This is a genomic window from Mesorhizobium sp. M8A.F.Ca.ET.202.01.1.1 (assembly GCF_004791595.1).
Classification (GTDB): domain Bacteria; phylum Pseudomonadota; class Alphaproteobacteria; order Rhizobiales; family Rhizobiaceae; genus Mesorhizobium.
The window spans coordinates 457,196-471,455 of the sequence record NZ_SRUN01000003.1 but is presented as its reverse complement, the minus strand read 5'-3'; the positions used below and the strand labels follow the sequence as shown (position 1 = coordinate 471,455).

The following is a 14,260-nucleotide window of genomic DNA, read 5'->3' as shown; positions in this document are numbered from 1 at the left end:
GGAAGCGCCCGCCACGTCGCCTGCGGGAACAACCCGCCAAAAAGACTACGGAGCCTATCTTGACCGATACGACAGCCACCAGCGTCGCGCCGCCTGCGACCGCCAGTCACGCTTCAGCCCAGGCGACGGCCTTCACCGTCATCCTGGCGGTGAGCCTGTGCCACTGCATCAACGACATCATGCAGTCGCTGCTATCGGCCATTTATCCGCTTCTGAAAGACAATTACGGCCTCGACTTCTGGCAGATCGGCCTGTTGACCTTCACCTTCCAGGTGACGGCATCGCTACTGCAGCCGATCATCGGCGCGGTCACCGACAAGCGGCCGATGCCTTATTCGCTGCCCTGGGGCATGGCGTCCTCGCTGATCGGCCTGGTCGTGCTGGCCTATGCCGGGCACTACTACCTGCTGCTGATCGGCGCCTCGCTGATCGGCATCGGTTCGGCGATCTTCCATCCCGAATCCTCGCGCATCGCCCGCTTCGCTTCCGGCGGCCGGTTCGGCCTGGCGCAGTCGCTGTTCCAGGTCGGCGGCAATTTCGGCCAATCCATGGGCCCGTTGCTCGCCGCCTTCATCGTCGTGCCCTTCGGCCAGACCAGCATTGCCTGGTTCGCCGTCGGCTCGCTGATCGGCATCGTCATCCTGTGGCAGGTCGGCGGCTGGTACAGCCGCCTGCGCGCCGCGCAAGGCAATCGCAGGACGGCAAGCTTCGTCTCGCCCTTCCCGCGCCGCAAGGTGATGTGGGCCTTGGGGGTACTGACCTTGCTGGTGCTGACCAAGAACGCCTACATCGCCAGCCTCGCCAGCTACTACACCTTCTACTCCATCCATAAGTTCGGCGTTTCGGTGCAGATGTCGCAGGTCATGCTGTTCCTCTTCCTCGGCTCCTCGGCGCTGGGCATCCTGCTCGGCGGTCCGTTCGGCGACCGCTATGGACAAAAGGCGATGATCTGGTTCTCGATCGTCGGCGTGCTGCCCTTCACGCTGGCGCTCCCCTACGCCAACATGGAATGGACGATGGTGCTGACCGTGCTGATCGGCCTCATCCTGTCGTCGGCCTTCTCCAACATCGTCGTCTTCGCACAGGAACTGGTGCCGGGCCGCGTCGGCACGATCGCCGGCATCTTCTTCGGCTTCGCCTTCGGCGTCGGCGGCATCGCGGCCGCGGTGCTTGGCGTCGTCGCCGACATGAAGGGCATCGATTTCGTCTTCCAGATCTGCTCCTACCTGCCGTTCCTGGGGCTGCTGACGGTGTTCCTGCCCAACATGAAGCAAGCTCGCAAGGCGCAAGCGGCCGCTTAAATCATCCGGGCTGTGTCCAGGCAAAGGCACCCGCCATATCGCGGGTGCCTTTTTCGTTCAGGCGGGAAGGTTTCAGGCCTTGAAGAAGGCCAGCAGGTCGGCGTTGATGACTGCGGCGTGGGTCGTGGCCATGCCGTGCGGGAAACCCTTGTAGACCTTGAGCTCGCCCTTCTTGAGCAGCTTGATGGTCAACAGCGCCGAGTCGGCGATCGGAACGATCTGGTCGTCATCGCCATGCATGACCAGCACCGGCACGTCGATCTTCTTGAGGTCCTCGGTGAAGTCGGTCTCCGAGAAGGCCTTGATGCAATCATAGTGCGCCTTGGTGCCGCCCATCATGCCCTGGCGGTACCAGTTGTCGATGACACCTTGCGAAACCTCGGCGCCTGGACGGTTGAAACCGTAGAACGGCCCAGTGGGAACGTCCACGTAAAGCTGGGCGCGGTTGGCGGCGACGCCGGAGCGGAAGCCGTCGAACACCTCGATGGGAAGGCCGCCGGGATTGGCCGGCGTCTTGAGCATGATCGGCGGCACCGCGCCGAGCAACGCTGCCTTGGCGACGCGTCCGCCCGCTCCATACTGGGCGACATAGCGCGCCACTTCGCCGCCGCCGGTCGAATGGCCGACATGGATGGCATCCTTGAGGTCGAGATGCGCGGCAAGTTCAGCCACGTCGGCGGCGTAGGTGTCCATCTCGTTGCCGACATCTGTTTGGGTCGAGCGGCCGTGGCCGCGGCGGTCATGGGCGATGACGCGGTAGCCCTGTGCCAGGAAGAAGAGCATCTGGGCGTCCCAGTCGTCGCTGCTCAACGGCCAGCCGTGATGGAAGACGATAGGCTGACCGGTTCCCCAGTCCTTGTAATAGATCTGCGTGCCGTCCTTGGTGGTGATCGTGCCGCTGCCTGAGCCTGATTTGGTCTGCGAGGTCATCTCAATCTCCGTTAAATTTGGTGTCGCGATAAACAATATCGCGATATCAATATTGCTAACGCAGCTTGATCCCCGTGTCCACAAAAAATATATATCGCGATATCATTTCTCGTGGTACATACTTGAGGCGCTTAATCGGCAAAGGACTGCGTCGTGCCTCTCCCGTTGGACAATCAGCTCTGTTTCACGCTCTACGCCACCAGCATGGCGATCAACCGCACCTACAAGCCGATGCTGGACGAGATGGGCATCACCTATCCGCAATATCTCGTACTCAACGCGTTGGGCGAGGCCGACGGCATGTCGGTCGGCGCGATCGCGCACAGGCTCGCTCTGGAATCGAGCACCGTCACGCCGCTGGTCAAGCGTATGGAACAGGCTGGCGTGGTGACCCGCCAGCGCAATCAGGCCGACGAGCGCCAGGTACAGGTCGACCTGACATCCGCCGGCCGCAAGCTGCTCGTCCAGTGCAATTGCCTGAACGAGACCCTGATCGAGCGCTCGGGCATGACGCTGGCCGAACTCGACGCCCTGAACCGGCAGGTCCAGGCACTGCGCGATGCGTTGAGCGGCGACCGGTAGCGACGGCTCTTCGGCCGCCGCTTGCACCTGGGACCACCTTCCGCTATAGAGCCGCCACCCGCGTAGACACCCTTGGAGGCAACGCGGCGGAAGGCTGCCTTCCCCTTGTGATCCCGAACAAAGATCCGCTCGCTGCGGTTTCCGGCATTCGGGCATCGAGGTCCGGCGGCTTTCGACGTTTACGGCCTGGCACATCGCCAACCGTAGGCGCTCCATAACACGCGAAAGGAAAAGCCATGAGCCACGATACTTACGAGCTCAAGGCCGAAGCGCGCGAACAGGTCGGTAAGGGGTCCGCCCGAGCAGTTCGCCGCAACGGTAAAGTGCCTGCAGTAATTTACGGTGACAAGCAGCCTCCCCTGGCGATCGCGCTCACCTACAAGGACATCTACTACAAGATCCATGGCGGCGGGTTCCTGACCACGGTCGCCACGATCGATGTCGACGGCAAGAAGATCCAGGTCCTGCCGAAGGACTTCCAGCTCGACCCGGTCAAGGACTTCCCGATGCATGTGGATTTCCTGCGCATCGGCAAGGACACGGAAGTCAATGTCGACGTGCCTGTCCACTTCATCAATGAAGACAAGTCGCCCGGCATCAAGCGCGGCGGCGTGCTCAACATCGTGCGTCACGAGGTCGAGTTCCACTGCCCGGCCAATGCGATCCCGGAATTCATCACCGTCGATCTCACCGGCGCCGACATCGGCGATTCGATCCATATCTCGGCGGTCAAGCTGCCGGCTGGCGTCAAGCCGGTCATCTCCGATCGCGACTTCACCATCGCGACCATTGCCGGTTCGGCGGCGATGAAGCCGGAGACGGAAGAGACGGCTGAGGTTGCGGCCCCCGAAGCGGCTCCTGCCGCCGAAGAGAAGTAACTCTTTCACGCCCGGAGCGGACGATGCCAGGGAAGACGGCGCTTGTCTTTGCAGGCCTCGGCAATCCGGGCGCGAAATATGCTGAAAACCGGCACAATGTCGGCTTCATGGCGGCGGACGCTATCGCCCGCCGCCATTCCTTTTCGCCCTGGTCGAAGAAGTTCCAGGGCCTGATCGCCGAGGGCACGCTCGGCGGTGAAAAGATCATCCTGATCAAGCCGCAGACCTTCATGAACCTGTCCGGCCAGTCGGTCGGCGAAGCGCTGCGCTTCTACAAGCTCGACCTTTCCGCCCTCACCGTCTTCTATGACGAGATCGATCTTGCCGAAGGCAAGCTGCGCATCAAGACCGGCGGCGGTGCCGGCGGCCACAACGGCATCCGCTCGATCGATGGCCATGTCGGCAACGCCTATCGCCGCGTGCGCATCGGCGTCGGCCATCCCGGCGTCAAGGAAATGGTCCAGCATCATGTGCTCGGCGATTTCGCCAAGGCCGACCGCGACTGGCTCGACCCGTTGCTCGACGCGATCGCCGACAACGCTGCCATGATCGTCAAGGGCGACGAATCCGGCTTCATGAACAAGGCCGCCCTTGCCGTACAGGGCAAGGCGGGCGCCGAACCGGAAAAGCCGGCGCAAAAACAGGCTCCGAAACAGCAAAGCCATGTCCGCCAGGCCCGCCCCCAGCAGGCGCCCGCCAAGTTGCCCGAGACCGGCCCGATGGCGGCGATGCTGAAGAAACTGTTCGGCAACAAGGACTGAGCCGCGGGACCATCGGCGTTACAGGGCTTGACGTTCCCAACCCCTATCGCCCATAGCCCTCATCAAATTTCGCTTTTCCCGATAGGACCGGACAAAATGGGTTTCAAATGCGGCATCGTTGGCTTGCCCAATGTCGGCAAGTCGACGCTCTTCAACGCGCTGACGAGGACGGCCGCCGCGCAGGCCGCCAATTATCCGTTCTGCACCATCGAACCGAACACCGGCGAGGTGGCGGTGCCGGACCCGCGCCTGCAGAAGATCGCCGCGATCGGCAAGTCGAAGGAGATCATCCCGACCCGCATCTCCTTCGTCGATATTGCCGGCCTGGTGCGCGGCGCCTCTAAGGGCGAAGGGCTGGGGAACCAGTTCCTCGCCAACATCCGCGAGGTCGACGCCATCGTCCACGTGCTGCGCTGCTTCGAGGATGACGACATCACCCATGTCGAGGGCCGCATCGACCCCGTCGCCGACGCCGAGACGGTCGAGACCGAGCTGATGCTTGCCGACCTCGACAGCCTCGAGCGCCGCATCGTGCAATTCCGCAAGCGCGCCGGCAGCAAGGACAAGGAAGCCACCGCCGTGCTGCCGATGATGGAGGCAGCGCTCGAGTTGCTGCAAGCCGGCAAGCCGACCCGCATCCTGCTCAAGGGTATTTCGGCCGAAGATTTGCGCATCCTGCAGGGGCTGAACCTGCTCACCTCGCATCCCGTGCTCTATGTCTGCAACGTCGCCGAGGCCGATGCCGCGACCGGCAACGAGCACACAAAGGCTGTGGAGAAAATGGCCGCCGCGCAGGGCGCCGGCACCGTAGTGATCTCGGCGGCGATCGAGGCGGAAGTCGCCCAGCTTTCCGACGAGGAGGAAATGGAATTCCTATCCTCGCTCGGCCTCGACGAGCCCGGCCTGAACAAGGTGATCCGCGCCGGCTACGACCTGTTGCACCTCATCACCTATTTTACCGTTGGGCCGAAGGAGACGCGCGCCTGGACCGTGCACAAGGGCGACAAGGCACCTCAGGCGGCCGGCGTCATCCACACCGATTTCGAGCGCGGCTTCATCCGCGCCCAGACCATCGCCTACAACGACTTTGTCACGCTGGGCGGGGAAGTGGCGGCCAAGGAAGCCGGCAAGGCGCGCGATGAAGGCAAGGAATATGTCGTCCAGGACGGCGACATCATGCTGTTCAAGTTCAACACGTGACCCTCCTGCCCAGTCGACAATGTCTGGGCGGAAGTAGAGCCGACGAAGCTTTCGTACCACCGGCTCCTCGACGAATTTTTCTGAGTGGCCGATGCCAGCCGGCCCTGCTCGGCTTGTCTTGATTTTGTCATGCCGCGGGTCTAAGCGGCAGCCACACGGTCGGCGTGCGACGAAAAACCGTGCAATCCGACACGATGCGTAACCTCAACGCGGCTCTGGCAGGGAGATTCGGCGATGATCAAGGCCTTCGTCGTCGACAATGATCGCCTGCGCCTCACCGACGACCTGCTGGTCAATGGCGACAAGGTCGTCTGGGCCGATCTCGTCAATCCGACCAAGGAGGAAGAGGCCACCATCGAAAGCTGGCTCGGCATCGCCATCCCGACCCGCGAGGAGATGGAGGAGATCGAGATTTCAAGCCGCCTCTATATCGAGGACGGCGCCTACTTCATGACCGCCACCTTGCCCGCGCAGACCGAGGTCGACGATCCCCTGATGTCGCCGGTCACCTTCGTGCTCGCCGGCGCCAGGCTGATCACCGTACGCTATCACGAACCGAAGGCGTTCAAGACCTTCCCGCTGCGCGCCGAGAAGGTGGCGACCGGCTGCAGCAGCGGCGACACCATCCTGATCGGCCTGCTGGAGGCGATCGTCGACCGCCTCGCCGACATCCTCGAGCGCGCCGGCCGCGATGTCGAAGTGATTTCGCGCGACATCTTCGAGGCGCGCTCGACCAAGGTGTCGAAGCGCAACCGCGACTTCCAGGAACTGCTGAAGGCCATCGGCCGCAAGGAGGACATCGCCTCCTCCATCCGCGACAGCCTGATCTCGCTGCAGCGGCTGGCGGGTTCCTCGCCCATGTCGCGACTCTGACCAAGATGAGCAAGGACGTCCGCGCCCGCATCAAGACCCTGTCGCGCGACGTGCTGTCGCTTGCCGACCACGCCACCTTCCTGTCGCAGAAGATCTCCTTCCTGCTCGACGCCACGCTCGGTATGATCTCGATCGAGCAGAACGCCATCATCAAGATCTTCTCCGTCGCCGCCGTCATCTTCCTGCCGCCGACACTGGTCGCCTCGATCTACGGCATGAATTTCGATGTCATCCCCGAGCTGAAGTGGGAGTTCGGCTATCCCTTCGCCATCGCCATGATGGTGCTGTCGGCGATCCTGCCTTTCTGGTATTTCCGCCGCCGCGGCTGGCTCTGAACACCCGCTGCCTGGGCCTGGCTCACCAGAAAGGGCTTGACCAAACCGCCCGCGGCCTGCATCCGGGTTTTCCGATCCAAAGGGATCGCGCATTCTACAACCGGATTTGCTGACCATGACCGGAAAGACATGGGCGTATGAGGACTTCGTCGAGGGGGCCTCGTTCGACCTCGGCGCGAAAAAAGTAAGCGCGGCCGAGATCATCGAGTTCGCCAGCGAGTTCGACGCTCAGCCGATGCATCTCGACGAGGAGGCCGGCAAGGCCAGCATCCTCGGTGGCCTCTCGGCCTCGGGCTGGCACACCTGCGCCATGTTCATGCGCATGCTGTGCGATGCCTTCCTGCTGGATTCCACCTGCCAGGGCGCGCCCGGCGTCGATCAGGTCAAATGGAAGAAGCCGGTGCTCGCCGGCGATACGCTGCGGGGCAACCTGGTGGTTCTCGCCAGGCGCCTGTCGAAATCGAAGCCGCAACTCGGCTTCGTGACCATGCGCAGCGAACTGGTCAACCAGCGCGGCGAAAGTGTCTTCGAGCTCGAGAACTCCATCATGTTCCTGACGCGCGATGCCGCTGGGAGCCTGTCATGACATTGGACGAATTCTTCCGCATCGGCACCACGGTGACGCTGGGCTCGCACACATTCGAGCCCGAGGCGATCAAGGCGTTCGCCCGCAAATACGACCCTCAGATCTTCCATATCGACGAGGAGGCGGCGAGGAAGAGCGTGCTTGGCGGGCTCTGCGCCTCCGGCTGGCACACCGCGGCCACCTGGATGAAGCTTAATCTGGAAACCCGCCTGGACGCCGAAGGCTGGGACGGCCCGGTGCCCGAATTCGGCCCCTCGCCCGGATTCAAGAACCTGAAATGGCTAAAGCCCGTCCATGCCGGGCAAACCATCACCTTCGCACGCACGGCGCTTTCCCACCGCCCCATAGCGTCCCGTCCCGGCTGGCGGTTGCTGGCGCTGCTCTGCGAGGCCTCCGATTCGACCGGCGCCAAGGTGCTGGAATTCGAGAGCGCCGTGCTGGTGAAGGTGGAATGAGGTGTCTTTCCCTTCTCCCACAAGGGGAGAAGGGAAAAATGCTCAATGCCCCTCGAACCCGATCAGCGTCCTCACCGGCACGCCGAGCGCTTCGAGCTTGGCGCGTCCGCCCAGATCCGGCAGGTCGATGACGAAGCAGGCGGCGAGGATGTCGGCGCCGATCTGGCGCAGCAGCTTGACCGCCGCTTCCGCCGTGCCGCCGGTGGCGATCAGGTCGTCGACCAGGATGACCTTCTCGCCGGGCGCGACGCCGTCCTTGTGCATCTCCATCTCATCCAGCCCGTATTCCAGGCTGTAGGCGACGCGCACGGTCTCGTAAGGCAGCTTGCCCTTCTTGCGGATCGGCACGAAGCCGGCCGAGAGCTGGTGGGCGACGGCGCCGCCGAGGATGAAGCCGCGCGCCTCGATACCGGCGATCTTGTCGATCTTCTGCCCGGCATAGGGATGCACCAGCTCGTCGATGGCGCGGCGGAAGGCGCGTGCGTTGCCGAGCAGCGTGGTGATGTCGCGAAACAGGATGCCGGGCCTGGGATAGTCCGGGATGGTTCGGATCGACGCCAGCAGCGTGTCTTCGAGAGAGGATTTCATGAAGCGGCTCCGGGTGATCCAGCTGACAGAAGCGAAACGGCGCGGGGCCGATCGTAGCCCGGCGCGGCCGACAACGGCTAGCGCGATGTGACGGTCGACACAAGCACGTCCGGCAAAGGATATGGCGGCAAACGCGAGGCGATTTCCTTGCAGTGGGCGCAGGCCGCGGCCGACACGAAAAGGGGCGCCCGAAGGCGCCCCGCTCGGAAAGATGGCTACCGGCCAGTCCTACATGCCGAGGTCGGAACGAAGCTCCGCCCTGGCCACTTCGTACTCGGCCTTGAAATCCTCGCGGTTGAGCAGGACCGCGGCGATGACGCTGCCGGAAATCTTGCCCATCTCGACGTCGGACGGATAATGGATGCCGCCGACGATGCGGTTGTGGGCGAACTCGGCCGCGCGCGCCATGATCTGGGCCCGCTTTTCCGGAACCATGTCGGACAGGATGATGCCCATCATCGTGCCGACGGTCGCATGGCCGGACGGCCAGGAACCGGAGCTCGAGAGCTTGACCACCGGCTTGACGAGATCGCTGAGCTGGTGCGGACGCGGACGCTTCCAGACGTCCTTGGCCGGATCGACGACGGCGCCTTCGGTCTCCACCACACGATCGAAGAAGGCGCTGAATTTCGGCAGCTTGTCCTTGTTGAAATTCGGCCCCATGACATCGGCGAAACGCCAGACGTTTTCCTCGGCATCGGCGATGGCGCGGGCTTCCATTTCGGGTGTGCGCGTGACTTGCATGGTCAGCACCTCGCCAAGCTCGGCCTTGGTCTCGGCCGAATCATTGGCCGGGGGCGGCGGCAGGATCATCGTCAGGTCGACATCCTTGTTGGTGATGAAGGGTTTTGCGTCTTCGGCGCGGGCCGCGGAACCAACGACGAGCAGCAGCAGGCCTGCCGCAAGCGATGCGTATCTTTTCATGGGCGTGATCCTTTGATGAGAGCACCGCAGGATCGCGATGTGCGATGACGGCCATGTGACACCGCCGAGGCGTGGCCTGAGCTATCCACCCCAAAAGCAGAAAAGGGCACCTCGCGGCGCCCCTTTTGAATTCCAGACTATGGCATCGCTTAGTGGGCGACGGCTTCCCACACCTTACGCTTGGTCAGGTAGACAAGGGCGCCGAACAGAAGCAGGAACACCAGCACGCGGAAGCCCATCTTCTTGCGGTCTTCCATGTGTGGCTCGGCCGCCCATGTCAGGAAGGCAGCCACGTCACGGGAATACTGGTCGATGGTCTGCGGCGAGCCGTCGTCATAGGTCACCTGGCCGTCGGAGAGCGGCTTGGGCATCTTCAGCGACACGCCGGACATGAAGTACGGATTGTAGTGGGTGCCTTCCGGGATGACCATGCCGGCGGGCGGCGTCTCGTCGTAGCCTGTCAGCAGCGAATGGATGTAGTCAGGACCACCCGCATCATACTGGGTGAAGATGTCGAAGACGAACTGCGGGAAGCCGCGCTCGACGCCGCGCGCCTTGGCCAGCAGCGACATGTCGGGCGGCGCCGCGCCGCCATTGGACGCAGCGGCGGCTTCCTCATTGGCGAAGGGCGCCGGGAAATGGTCGGACGGCTTGCCGGGACGGTCGAACATGTCACCGGCATCGTTGGGGCCGTCGTGGATGGTGTATTCTGCTGACAGCGTCTTGATCTGCGCATCGCTATAGCCGAGGTCCGACAGCGTGCGGAACGCCACCAGGTTCATCGAATGACAGGCCGAGCAGACTTCCTTGTAGACCTTCAGGCCGCGCTGCAGCTGCGCCTTGTCATAGGTGCCGAACGGGCCGGTGAAGCTCCAGCTCATTTCCTTCGGCTCGTTGATCGGGAAATGCGTGGGTGCCGCCGCGTTGTGCGCTTCTTCGGCCGCGAACGCCCAAGTGCCTGCAACCCCAGTGCCGGCGGCCACAAGGCCGACCAGCGCCAGCGAGGTGAGAATCTTCTTCATGCCAAATCCCCTTAGATTCTCTACCGCTCAGCCCTTGGTCTCGGGTGCTGCCGTGGCGCCCGCCGGATGTCCGCCGCCACCCTTGTTCTTTTCGAGCACCGCCTCGGTGATCGAGTTCGGCAGCCTGCGCGGAGTCTCGATCAAGCCGAGCACGGGCAGCGCGACCAGGAAGAAGGCGAAGTAGAACAGCGTCGCCATCTGCGCCATGAACACATAGCTACCTTCCGCCGGCTGCGAGCCCAGCCAGCCCAGCAGGATGGCATCGACCACGAACAGCCAGAAGAACAGCTTGTACCAGGGCCGGTAAACCGCCGAGCGCACCTTGGAAGTGTCGAGCCACGGCACCAGGAACAGCATGACGATGGCGCCGAACATGCACAGCACGCCGCCGAGCTTGGAATTGATCGGCCCGATATTGAAGGTGATGGCGCGCAGGATCGCGTAGAACGGCAGGAAGTACCATTCCGGAACGATATGGGCCGGCGTCTTCAGCGGGTTGGCGACCGTGTAGTTGTCCGGATGGCCGAGATAGTTCGGCAGGTAGAAGACGAAGTAGGCGAAGACGAACAGGAACACGATCATGCCGAACGCGTCCTTGATGGTCGCGTAGGGGGTGAAGGCGACGGTGTCGGTCTTCGACTTGACCTCGATGCCGGTCGGGTTCGACTGGCCGACGACATGCAGCGCCCAGACGTGCAGCACGACGACGCCGGCAATCATGAACGGCAGCAGGTAATGCAGCGCGAAGAAGCGGTTGAGCGTCGGATTGTCGACGGCGAAGCCGCCGAGCAGCAGTTGCTGGATCCAGTCGCCGACCAGCGGGATGGCGCTGAAGAAGCCGGTGATGACGGTAGCGCCCCAGAAGCTCATCTGCCCCCATGGCAGCACATAGCCCATGAAGCCCGTCGCCATCATCAGGAGATAGATGATGCAGCCCAGGATCCACAGCAGTTCGCGAGGCGCCTTGTAGGAGCCGTAATAGAGACCGCGGAAGATGTGCAGGTAGACGGCGATGAAGAAGAACGAGGCGCCGTTGGCGTGCATGTAACGCAGGAGCCATCCGGAATTCACGTCGCGCATGATCTTCTCGACCGAACCGAAGGCGAGATTGGTGTCGGCCGTATAGTGCATGGCCAGGACGATGCCGGTCAGGATCTGCGCCACGAGCATGATCGCCAGGATGCCGCCGAAGGTCCACATATAGTTCAGGTTGCGCGGCACCGGATAGGCGATGAAGCTGTCATAGACCATCCTGGGCAACGGCATGCGGGCGTCGAACCAGCGTTCGATACCGGTCTTCGGCGTATAGGTCGAGTGTCCCTCGCTCATCGAAATATCCCCTGCCTCAACCGATAAGGAGTTTGGTATCGGAAATGAACTTGAATACCGGAATCGCCATGTTCTCCGGCGCCGGGCCTTTGCGGATGCGGCCGGCAGTGTCGTATTGCGAGCCATGGCACGGGCAGAACCAGCCGCCGAAATCGCCTTCCTGGCCGAGCGGAATGCAGCCCAGATGGGTGCAGACCTGAACCATCACCATCCAGGCTTCCTTGCCGGGCGTGGTGCGGTTGGCGTCGGTCGCCGGCGCATCGGACGGCAAATTGGCGTTGCGGGCGATCGGATCCTTGAGATCGGAAAGGCTGACGGCCTCGCCGTCCTTCATTTCCTTCTCGGTGCGGTTGCGCACCACGACCGGCTTGCCGCGCCACTTGACGATCAGCGAGCTGCCGGGCGTCAGCGAGGAGACATCGACCTCGACCGAAGCGAGCGCCAGCGTCGAGGCGTCGGGGCGCATCTGGTCGATGAACGGCCAGGCGACGGCACCGGCGCCGACCACGGCGGCCATGCCGGTGGCGACGTAGAGAAAATCTCGACGGTTGGGATCGTGGATGTCGGTTGCGCTCACGGGTGCCTGATCCTTTCGCCTCTTCCGCGCCGGTGGCTGAGCCTTGTTCCCCGCTCAATCACGCCAACCCGACAGCGCATGGCGAACAGGCTAGCGAATTCCTCCGGCATTTGGACTTCGGTTTATGCGTGAAGCCCGTTTTTGTCCAGACGGGTCAAGGCACAAGGGCAGATTGTCGCGGGGACAAAATCCGCTGTCGCGCGGCAAGGCGGCGAATGGCCGCAAAAGGCGGCTAAACAACCGGGAAACAACCGCAAATCCGGCATCGTTGTTTGCCTCGACATAGGCTGCCCGAGTGATCTATTTTCCCTGCCATGGTGCATGTCATCGATCGCGAGGAATGGTCTGTTCGTTCCAACCACTGGAAGGGCGAACTGCAAGGCGGCGTCTACGGCTCCAACTCCTGCCTGATCTTCAATTACTTGCCCGATGTCGGGGGCGGCCCGCGGCTGCACGCTCATCCCTATGCGGAGATCTTCATCATTCGCGAGGGAACCGGCCTGTTCACGGTCGGCGACCAGGAGATCGAGGCCTCGGCGGGGCAGATCGTCATCGTGCCGCCGCACACGCCGCACAAATTCACCAATCTCGGTCCAGGTCCGCTGGAAACGACCGACATCCACGAAAACGGTAGCTTCATCACGGAATGGCTGGAGTAATTCCTGCATAGCCCTGGCGGCGTCCCGGTTGGCGCCTAGATCAACGGCATAGGCGCCAACCAGAGAGCCGCCAGAGCCAGGATATGCAAACCTCGACCATCGAAATCGAAGGGCTGAGCATTGCGACCCGCGAGGCAGGCCCCGCTGGTGCGCCGGCTTTCCTTCTGCTGCACGGATGGCCGCAAAGCTCCTACGCCTTCGAGCGGGTGATCGGCCGGTTGGCGGCCGACTACCGGGTCGTCGCCCCTGACCTGCCCTGCATCGGCGGCTCGCAAGGCGTAGCCGAGGCTGGTGACAAGAGAACCTTGGCGAGGCTGATGAGAGGCGTCGCAGAGACTTGCGGGCTGCGCCAGCTCGTGGCCGCCGGCCACGATGTCGGCGGCCAGATCGTATTTGCCTTGTTGAGCGACCATCCTGAGATTCTTTCCGGCGCGGCGATCATGGATGTCGTCATTCCGGGCGTCGCTCCGTGGGAGAAGGTCATTCGCAATCCGCAAATCTGGCATTTCGCCTTTCACGCTATTCCAGCCTTGCCGGAAACGCTGGTCAGCGGCCATCAGAGCGCTTATTTCGACTTCTTCTTCAATGTGCTTTCGAAGGATCGAGCCTCGATCCCTGACGACGCCAGGGAAATCTACGCCAAGGCCTATTCCCGGCCGGAAAGCCTCCAGGCGGGGTTCGACTGGTATCGTGCCTTTCCCGAGGATGCCAAGGCCAATGCCGCGCGGCCCGCGAAGCCGATTGCGGTTCCGGTGCTGTATCTGAGGGGTGCGGCCGAGTCCGGCGACATCGGCGACTATGTCGATGGCCTGCGCGCGGCCGGGCTCTCAAATGTCGAGGGCGACATCATAGCCGACAGCGGACACTTCGTTGCCGATGAAAATCCCGAAGCGCTTGCCGCCCGCCTGGCGCGCTTCCACAGGGAAATCAGCGCGGCAAGTTCCAACTCTACATGGCGCCAAGCCTGACCAGCACGGCTTTGGGGATGTTGTATTCGCGGATGACGGCGTCGTGCTTGCGAAAGCCGCACAATTCGCGCTGGATGAAATAGGCGTGAACGGCCGCGGCAGCCTCCTTGAGAAGCAAGGGACGCATGTCCTTGTCGGCATTGCTGGTTAGCCGGGCCAGCGTCTCCTCGACCTTTTGACCGGCGCGGCCAAGTGCCGCCGCCTTCTCGGCGAGGATTTCATGGCCAAGCGCGTCGAACGCCGCTTCGGCGGCCGACGCGCCGGCAAGATGAGATGGCGGACGCAAGGACAT

The 14,260-nt window shown here is 62.9% G+C and carries 16 protein-coding genes and 1 pseudogene; 10 read left to right on the top strand and 7 right to left on the bottom strand.

What is annotated here, in order from left to right; all coding sequences use genetic code 11:
- Nucleotides 1-59: 59 nt before the first annotated feature.
- A complete protein-coding gene (locus EN845_RS10225; protein WP_167531308.1) occupies nucleotides 60-1,301 on the top strand; it encodes an MFS transporter in 1,242 nt (413 codons plus the stop codon).
- Between the two features lie 72 nt (nucleotides 1,302-1,373).
- Here EN845_RS10225 and EN845_RS10220 read toward each other — a convergent pair whose 3' ends face one another.
- Nucleotides 1,374-2,231, bottom strand: coding sequence for an alpha/beta hydrolase (locus EN845_RS10220; RefSeq protein ID WP_127278809.1), 858 nt, complete (start codon nucleotides 2,229-2,231; stop codon nucleotides 1,374-1,376).
- A 153-nt stretch (nucleotides 2,232-2,384) separates the two neighbouring features.
- Here EN845_RS10220 and EN845_RS10215 point away from each other — a divergent pair, with 153 nt between their 5' ends.
- The 7 genes and pseudogenes from EN845_RS10215 (at nucleotide 2,385) to EN845_RS10185 (ending at nucleotide 7,901) form a co-directional block, all read left to right on the top strand.
- Complete coding sequence (locus EN845_RS10215; RefSeq protein ID WP_127278808.1) at nucleotides 2,385-2,813, top strand: MarR family transcriptional regulator; 429 nt, start codon at nucleotides 2,385-2,387, stop codon at nucleotides 2,811-2,813.
- 236 nt (nucleotides 2,814-3,049) lie between these two features.
- Nucleotides 3,050-3,691: a 50S ribosomal protein L25/general stress protein Ctc gene (locus tag EN845_RS10210; protein ID WP_127278807.1), complete on the top strand. Its 642-nt coding sequence runs from the start codon at nucleotides 3,050-3,052 to the stop codon at nucleotides 3,689-3,691.
- Nucleotides 3,692-3,714: 23 nt separating this feature from the next.
- The gene (gene pth, locus EN845_RS10205; protein ID WP_127869760.1) at nucleotides 3,715-4,452 is read left to right on the top strand and encodes an aminoacyl-tRNA hydrolase; all 738 of its coding nucleotides are present in this window, start codon (nucleotides 3,715-3,717) and stop codon (nucleotides 4,450-4,452) included.
- Nucleotides 4,453-4,548: 96 nt separating this feature from the next.
- Nucleotides 4,549-5,652: a redox-regulated ATPase YchF gene (ychF, locus tag EN845_RS10200; protein WP_127276055.1), complete on the top strand. Its 1,104-nt coding sequence runs from the start codon at nucleotides 4,549-4,551 to the stop codon at nucleotides 5,650-5,652.
- Nucleotides 5,653-5,886: 234 nt separating this feature from the next.
- Nucleotides 5,887-6,860: pseudogene (gene corA / locus EN845_RS10195) on the top strand (magnesium/cobalt transporter CorA).
- Between the two features lie 115 nt (nucleotides 6,861-6,975).
- Nucleotides 6,976-7,446 carry a MaoC family dehydratase gene (locus EN845_RS10190; protein ID WP_167531307.1) on the top strand — a complete coding sequence of 157 codons (471 nt, stop codon included), beginning with the start codon at nucleotides 6,976-6,978 and terminating at the stop codon, nucleotides 7,444-7,446.
- Entirely contained in the window at nucleotides 7,443-7,901 is a 459-nt protein-coding gene (locus tag EN845_RS10185; protein ID WP_127276057.1) for a MaoC family dehydratase, read from the top strand. The genes EN845_RS10190 and EN845_RS10185 overlap by 4 nt, the downstream gene beginning before the upstream one ends.
- Nucleotides 7,902-7,943: 42 nt before the next feature.
- On the opposite strand, the gene EN845_RS10180 is transcribed toward EN845_RS10185, so the two are convergent.
- From EN845_RS10180 to petA, 5 genes are all read right to left on the bottom strand, one after another.
- Nucleotides 7,944-8,489 (bottom strand): adenine phosphoribosyltransferase, encoded by a 546-nt coding sequence (locus tag EN845_RS10180; RefSeq protein WP_027143364.1) that lies wholly within the window; start codon nucleotides 8,487-8,489, stop codon nucleotides 7,944-7,946.
- Between the two features lie 228 nt (nucleotides 8,490-8,717).
- Nucleotides 8,718-9,413 carry a phosphatase PAP2 family protein gene (locus EN845_RS10175; RefSeq protein WP_127869761.1) on the bottom strand — a complete coding sequence of 232 codons (696 nt, stop codon included), beginning with the start codon at nucleotides 9,411-9,413 and terminating at the stop codon, nucleotides 8,718-8,720.
- A 149-nt stretch (nucleotides 9,414-9,562) separates the two neighbouring features.
- The gene (locus EN845_RS10170) at nucleotides 9,563-10,435 is read right to left on the bottom strand and encodes a cytochrome c1 (RefSeq protein WP_127276059.1); all 873 of its coding nucleotides are present in this window, start codon (nucleotides 10,433-10,435) and stop codon (nucleotides 9,563-9,565) included.
- A gap of 27 nt (nucleotides 10,436-10,462) precedes the next feature.
- Nucleotides 10,463-11,764 (bottom strand): cytochrome b N-terminal domain-containing protein, encoded by a 1,302-nt coding sequence (locus EN845_RS10165; RefSeq protein WP_127869762.1) that lies wholly within the window; start codon nucleotides 11,762-11,764, stop codon nucleotides 10,463-10,465.
- A gap of 16 nt (nucleotides 11,765-11,780) precedes the next feature.
- Nucleotides 11,781-12,341: a ubiquinol-cytochrome c reductase iron-sulfur subunit gene (gene petA / locus EN845_RS10160; RefSeq protein ID WP_127276061.1), complete on the bottom strand. Its 561-nt coding sequence runs from the start codon at nucleotides 12,339-12,341 to the stop codon at nucleotides 11,781-11,783.
- 314 nt (nucleotides 12,342-12,655) lie between these two features.
- Between petA and EN845_RS10155 the strand changes: the two genes are divergently transcribed.
- Nucleotides 12,656-13,000 (top strand): cupin domain-containing protein, encoded by a 345-nt coding sequence (locus EN845_RS10155; protein ID WP_127276062.1) that lies wholly within the window; start codon nucleotides 12,656-12,658, stop codon nucleotides 12,998-13,000.
- An 83-nt stretch (nucleotides 13,001-13,083) separates the two neighbouring features.
- On the top strand, nucleotides 13,084-13,968 hold the full coding sequence (locus EN845_RS10150; RefSeq protein WP_127869763.1) for an alpha/beta hydrolase: 885 nt from the start codon (nucleotides 13,084-13,086) through the stop codon (nucleotides 13,966-13,968).
- Here EN845_RS10150 and EN845_RS10145 read toward each other — a convergent pair.
- Nucleotides 13,949-14,260, bottom strand: coding sequence for a DUF6665 family protein (locus tag EN845_RS10145; RefSeq protein WP_127869764.1), 312 nt, complete (start codon nucleotides 14,258-14,260; stop codon nucleotides 13,949-13,951). The two genes, EN845_RS10150 and EN845_RS10145, sit on opposite strands and share 20 nt — an antisense overlap.

Coding starts and splice junctions, on each gene's coding strand:
- EN845_RS10210 (WP_127278807.1), top strand. CDS start 3,050: ATGAGCCACGATACTTACGAGCTCAAGGCCGAAGCGCGCGAACAGGTC.
- pth (WP_127869760.1), top strand. CDS start 3,715: ATGCCAGGGAAGACGGCGCTTGTCTTTGCAGGCCTCGGCAATCCGGGC.
- EN845_RS10170 (WP_127276059.1), bottom strand. CDS start 10,435: ATGAAGAAGATTCTCACCTCGCTGGCGCTGGTCGGCCTTGTGGCCGCC.
- EN845_RS10145 (WP_127869764.1), bottom strand. CDS start 14,260: ATGTCCTTGCGTCCGCCATCTCATCTTGCCGGCGCGTCGGCCGCCGAA.
- EN845_RS10190 (WP_167531307.1), top strand. CDS start 6,976: ATGACCGGAAAGACATGGGCGTATGAGGACTTCGTCGAGGGGGCCTCG.
- EN845_RS10185 (WP_127276057.1), top strand. CDS start 7,443: ATGACATTGGACGAATTCTTCCGCATCGGCACCACGGTGACGCTGGGC.
- EN845_RS10150 (WP_127869763.1), top strand. CDS start 13,084: ATGCAAACCTCGACCATCGAAATCGAAGGGCTGAGCATTGCGACCCGC.
- EN845_RS10220 (WP_127278809.1), bottom strand. CDS start 2,231: ATGACCTCGCAGACCAAATCAGGCTCAGGCAGCGGCACGATCACCACC.
- EN845_RS10175 (WP_127869761.1), bottom strand. CDS start 9,413: ATGAAAAGATACGCATCGCTTGCGGCAGGCCTGCTGCTGCTCGTCGTT.
- EN845_RS10155 (WP_127276062.1), top strand. CDS start 12,656: ATGGTGCATGTCATCGATCGCGAGGAATGGTCTGTTCGTTCCAACCAC.
- EN845_RS10180 (WP_027143364.1), bottom strand. CDS start 8,489: ATGAAATCCTCTCTCGAAGACACGCTGCTGGCGTCGATCCGAACCATC.
- ychF (WP_127276055.1), top strand. CDS start 4,549: ATGGGTTTCAAATGCGGCATCGTTGGCTTGCCCAATGTCGGCAAGTCG.
- EN845_RS10165 (WP_127869762.1), bottom strand. CDS start 11,764: ATGAGCGAGGGACACTCGACCTATACGCCGAAGACCGGTATCGAACGC.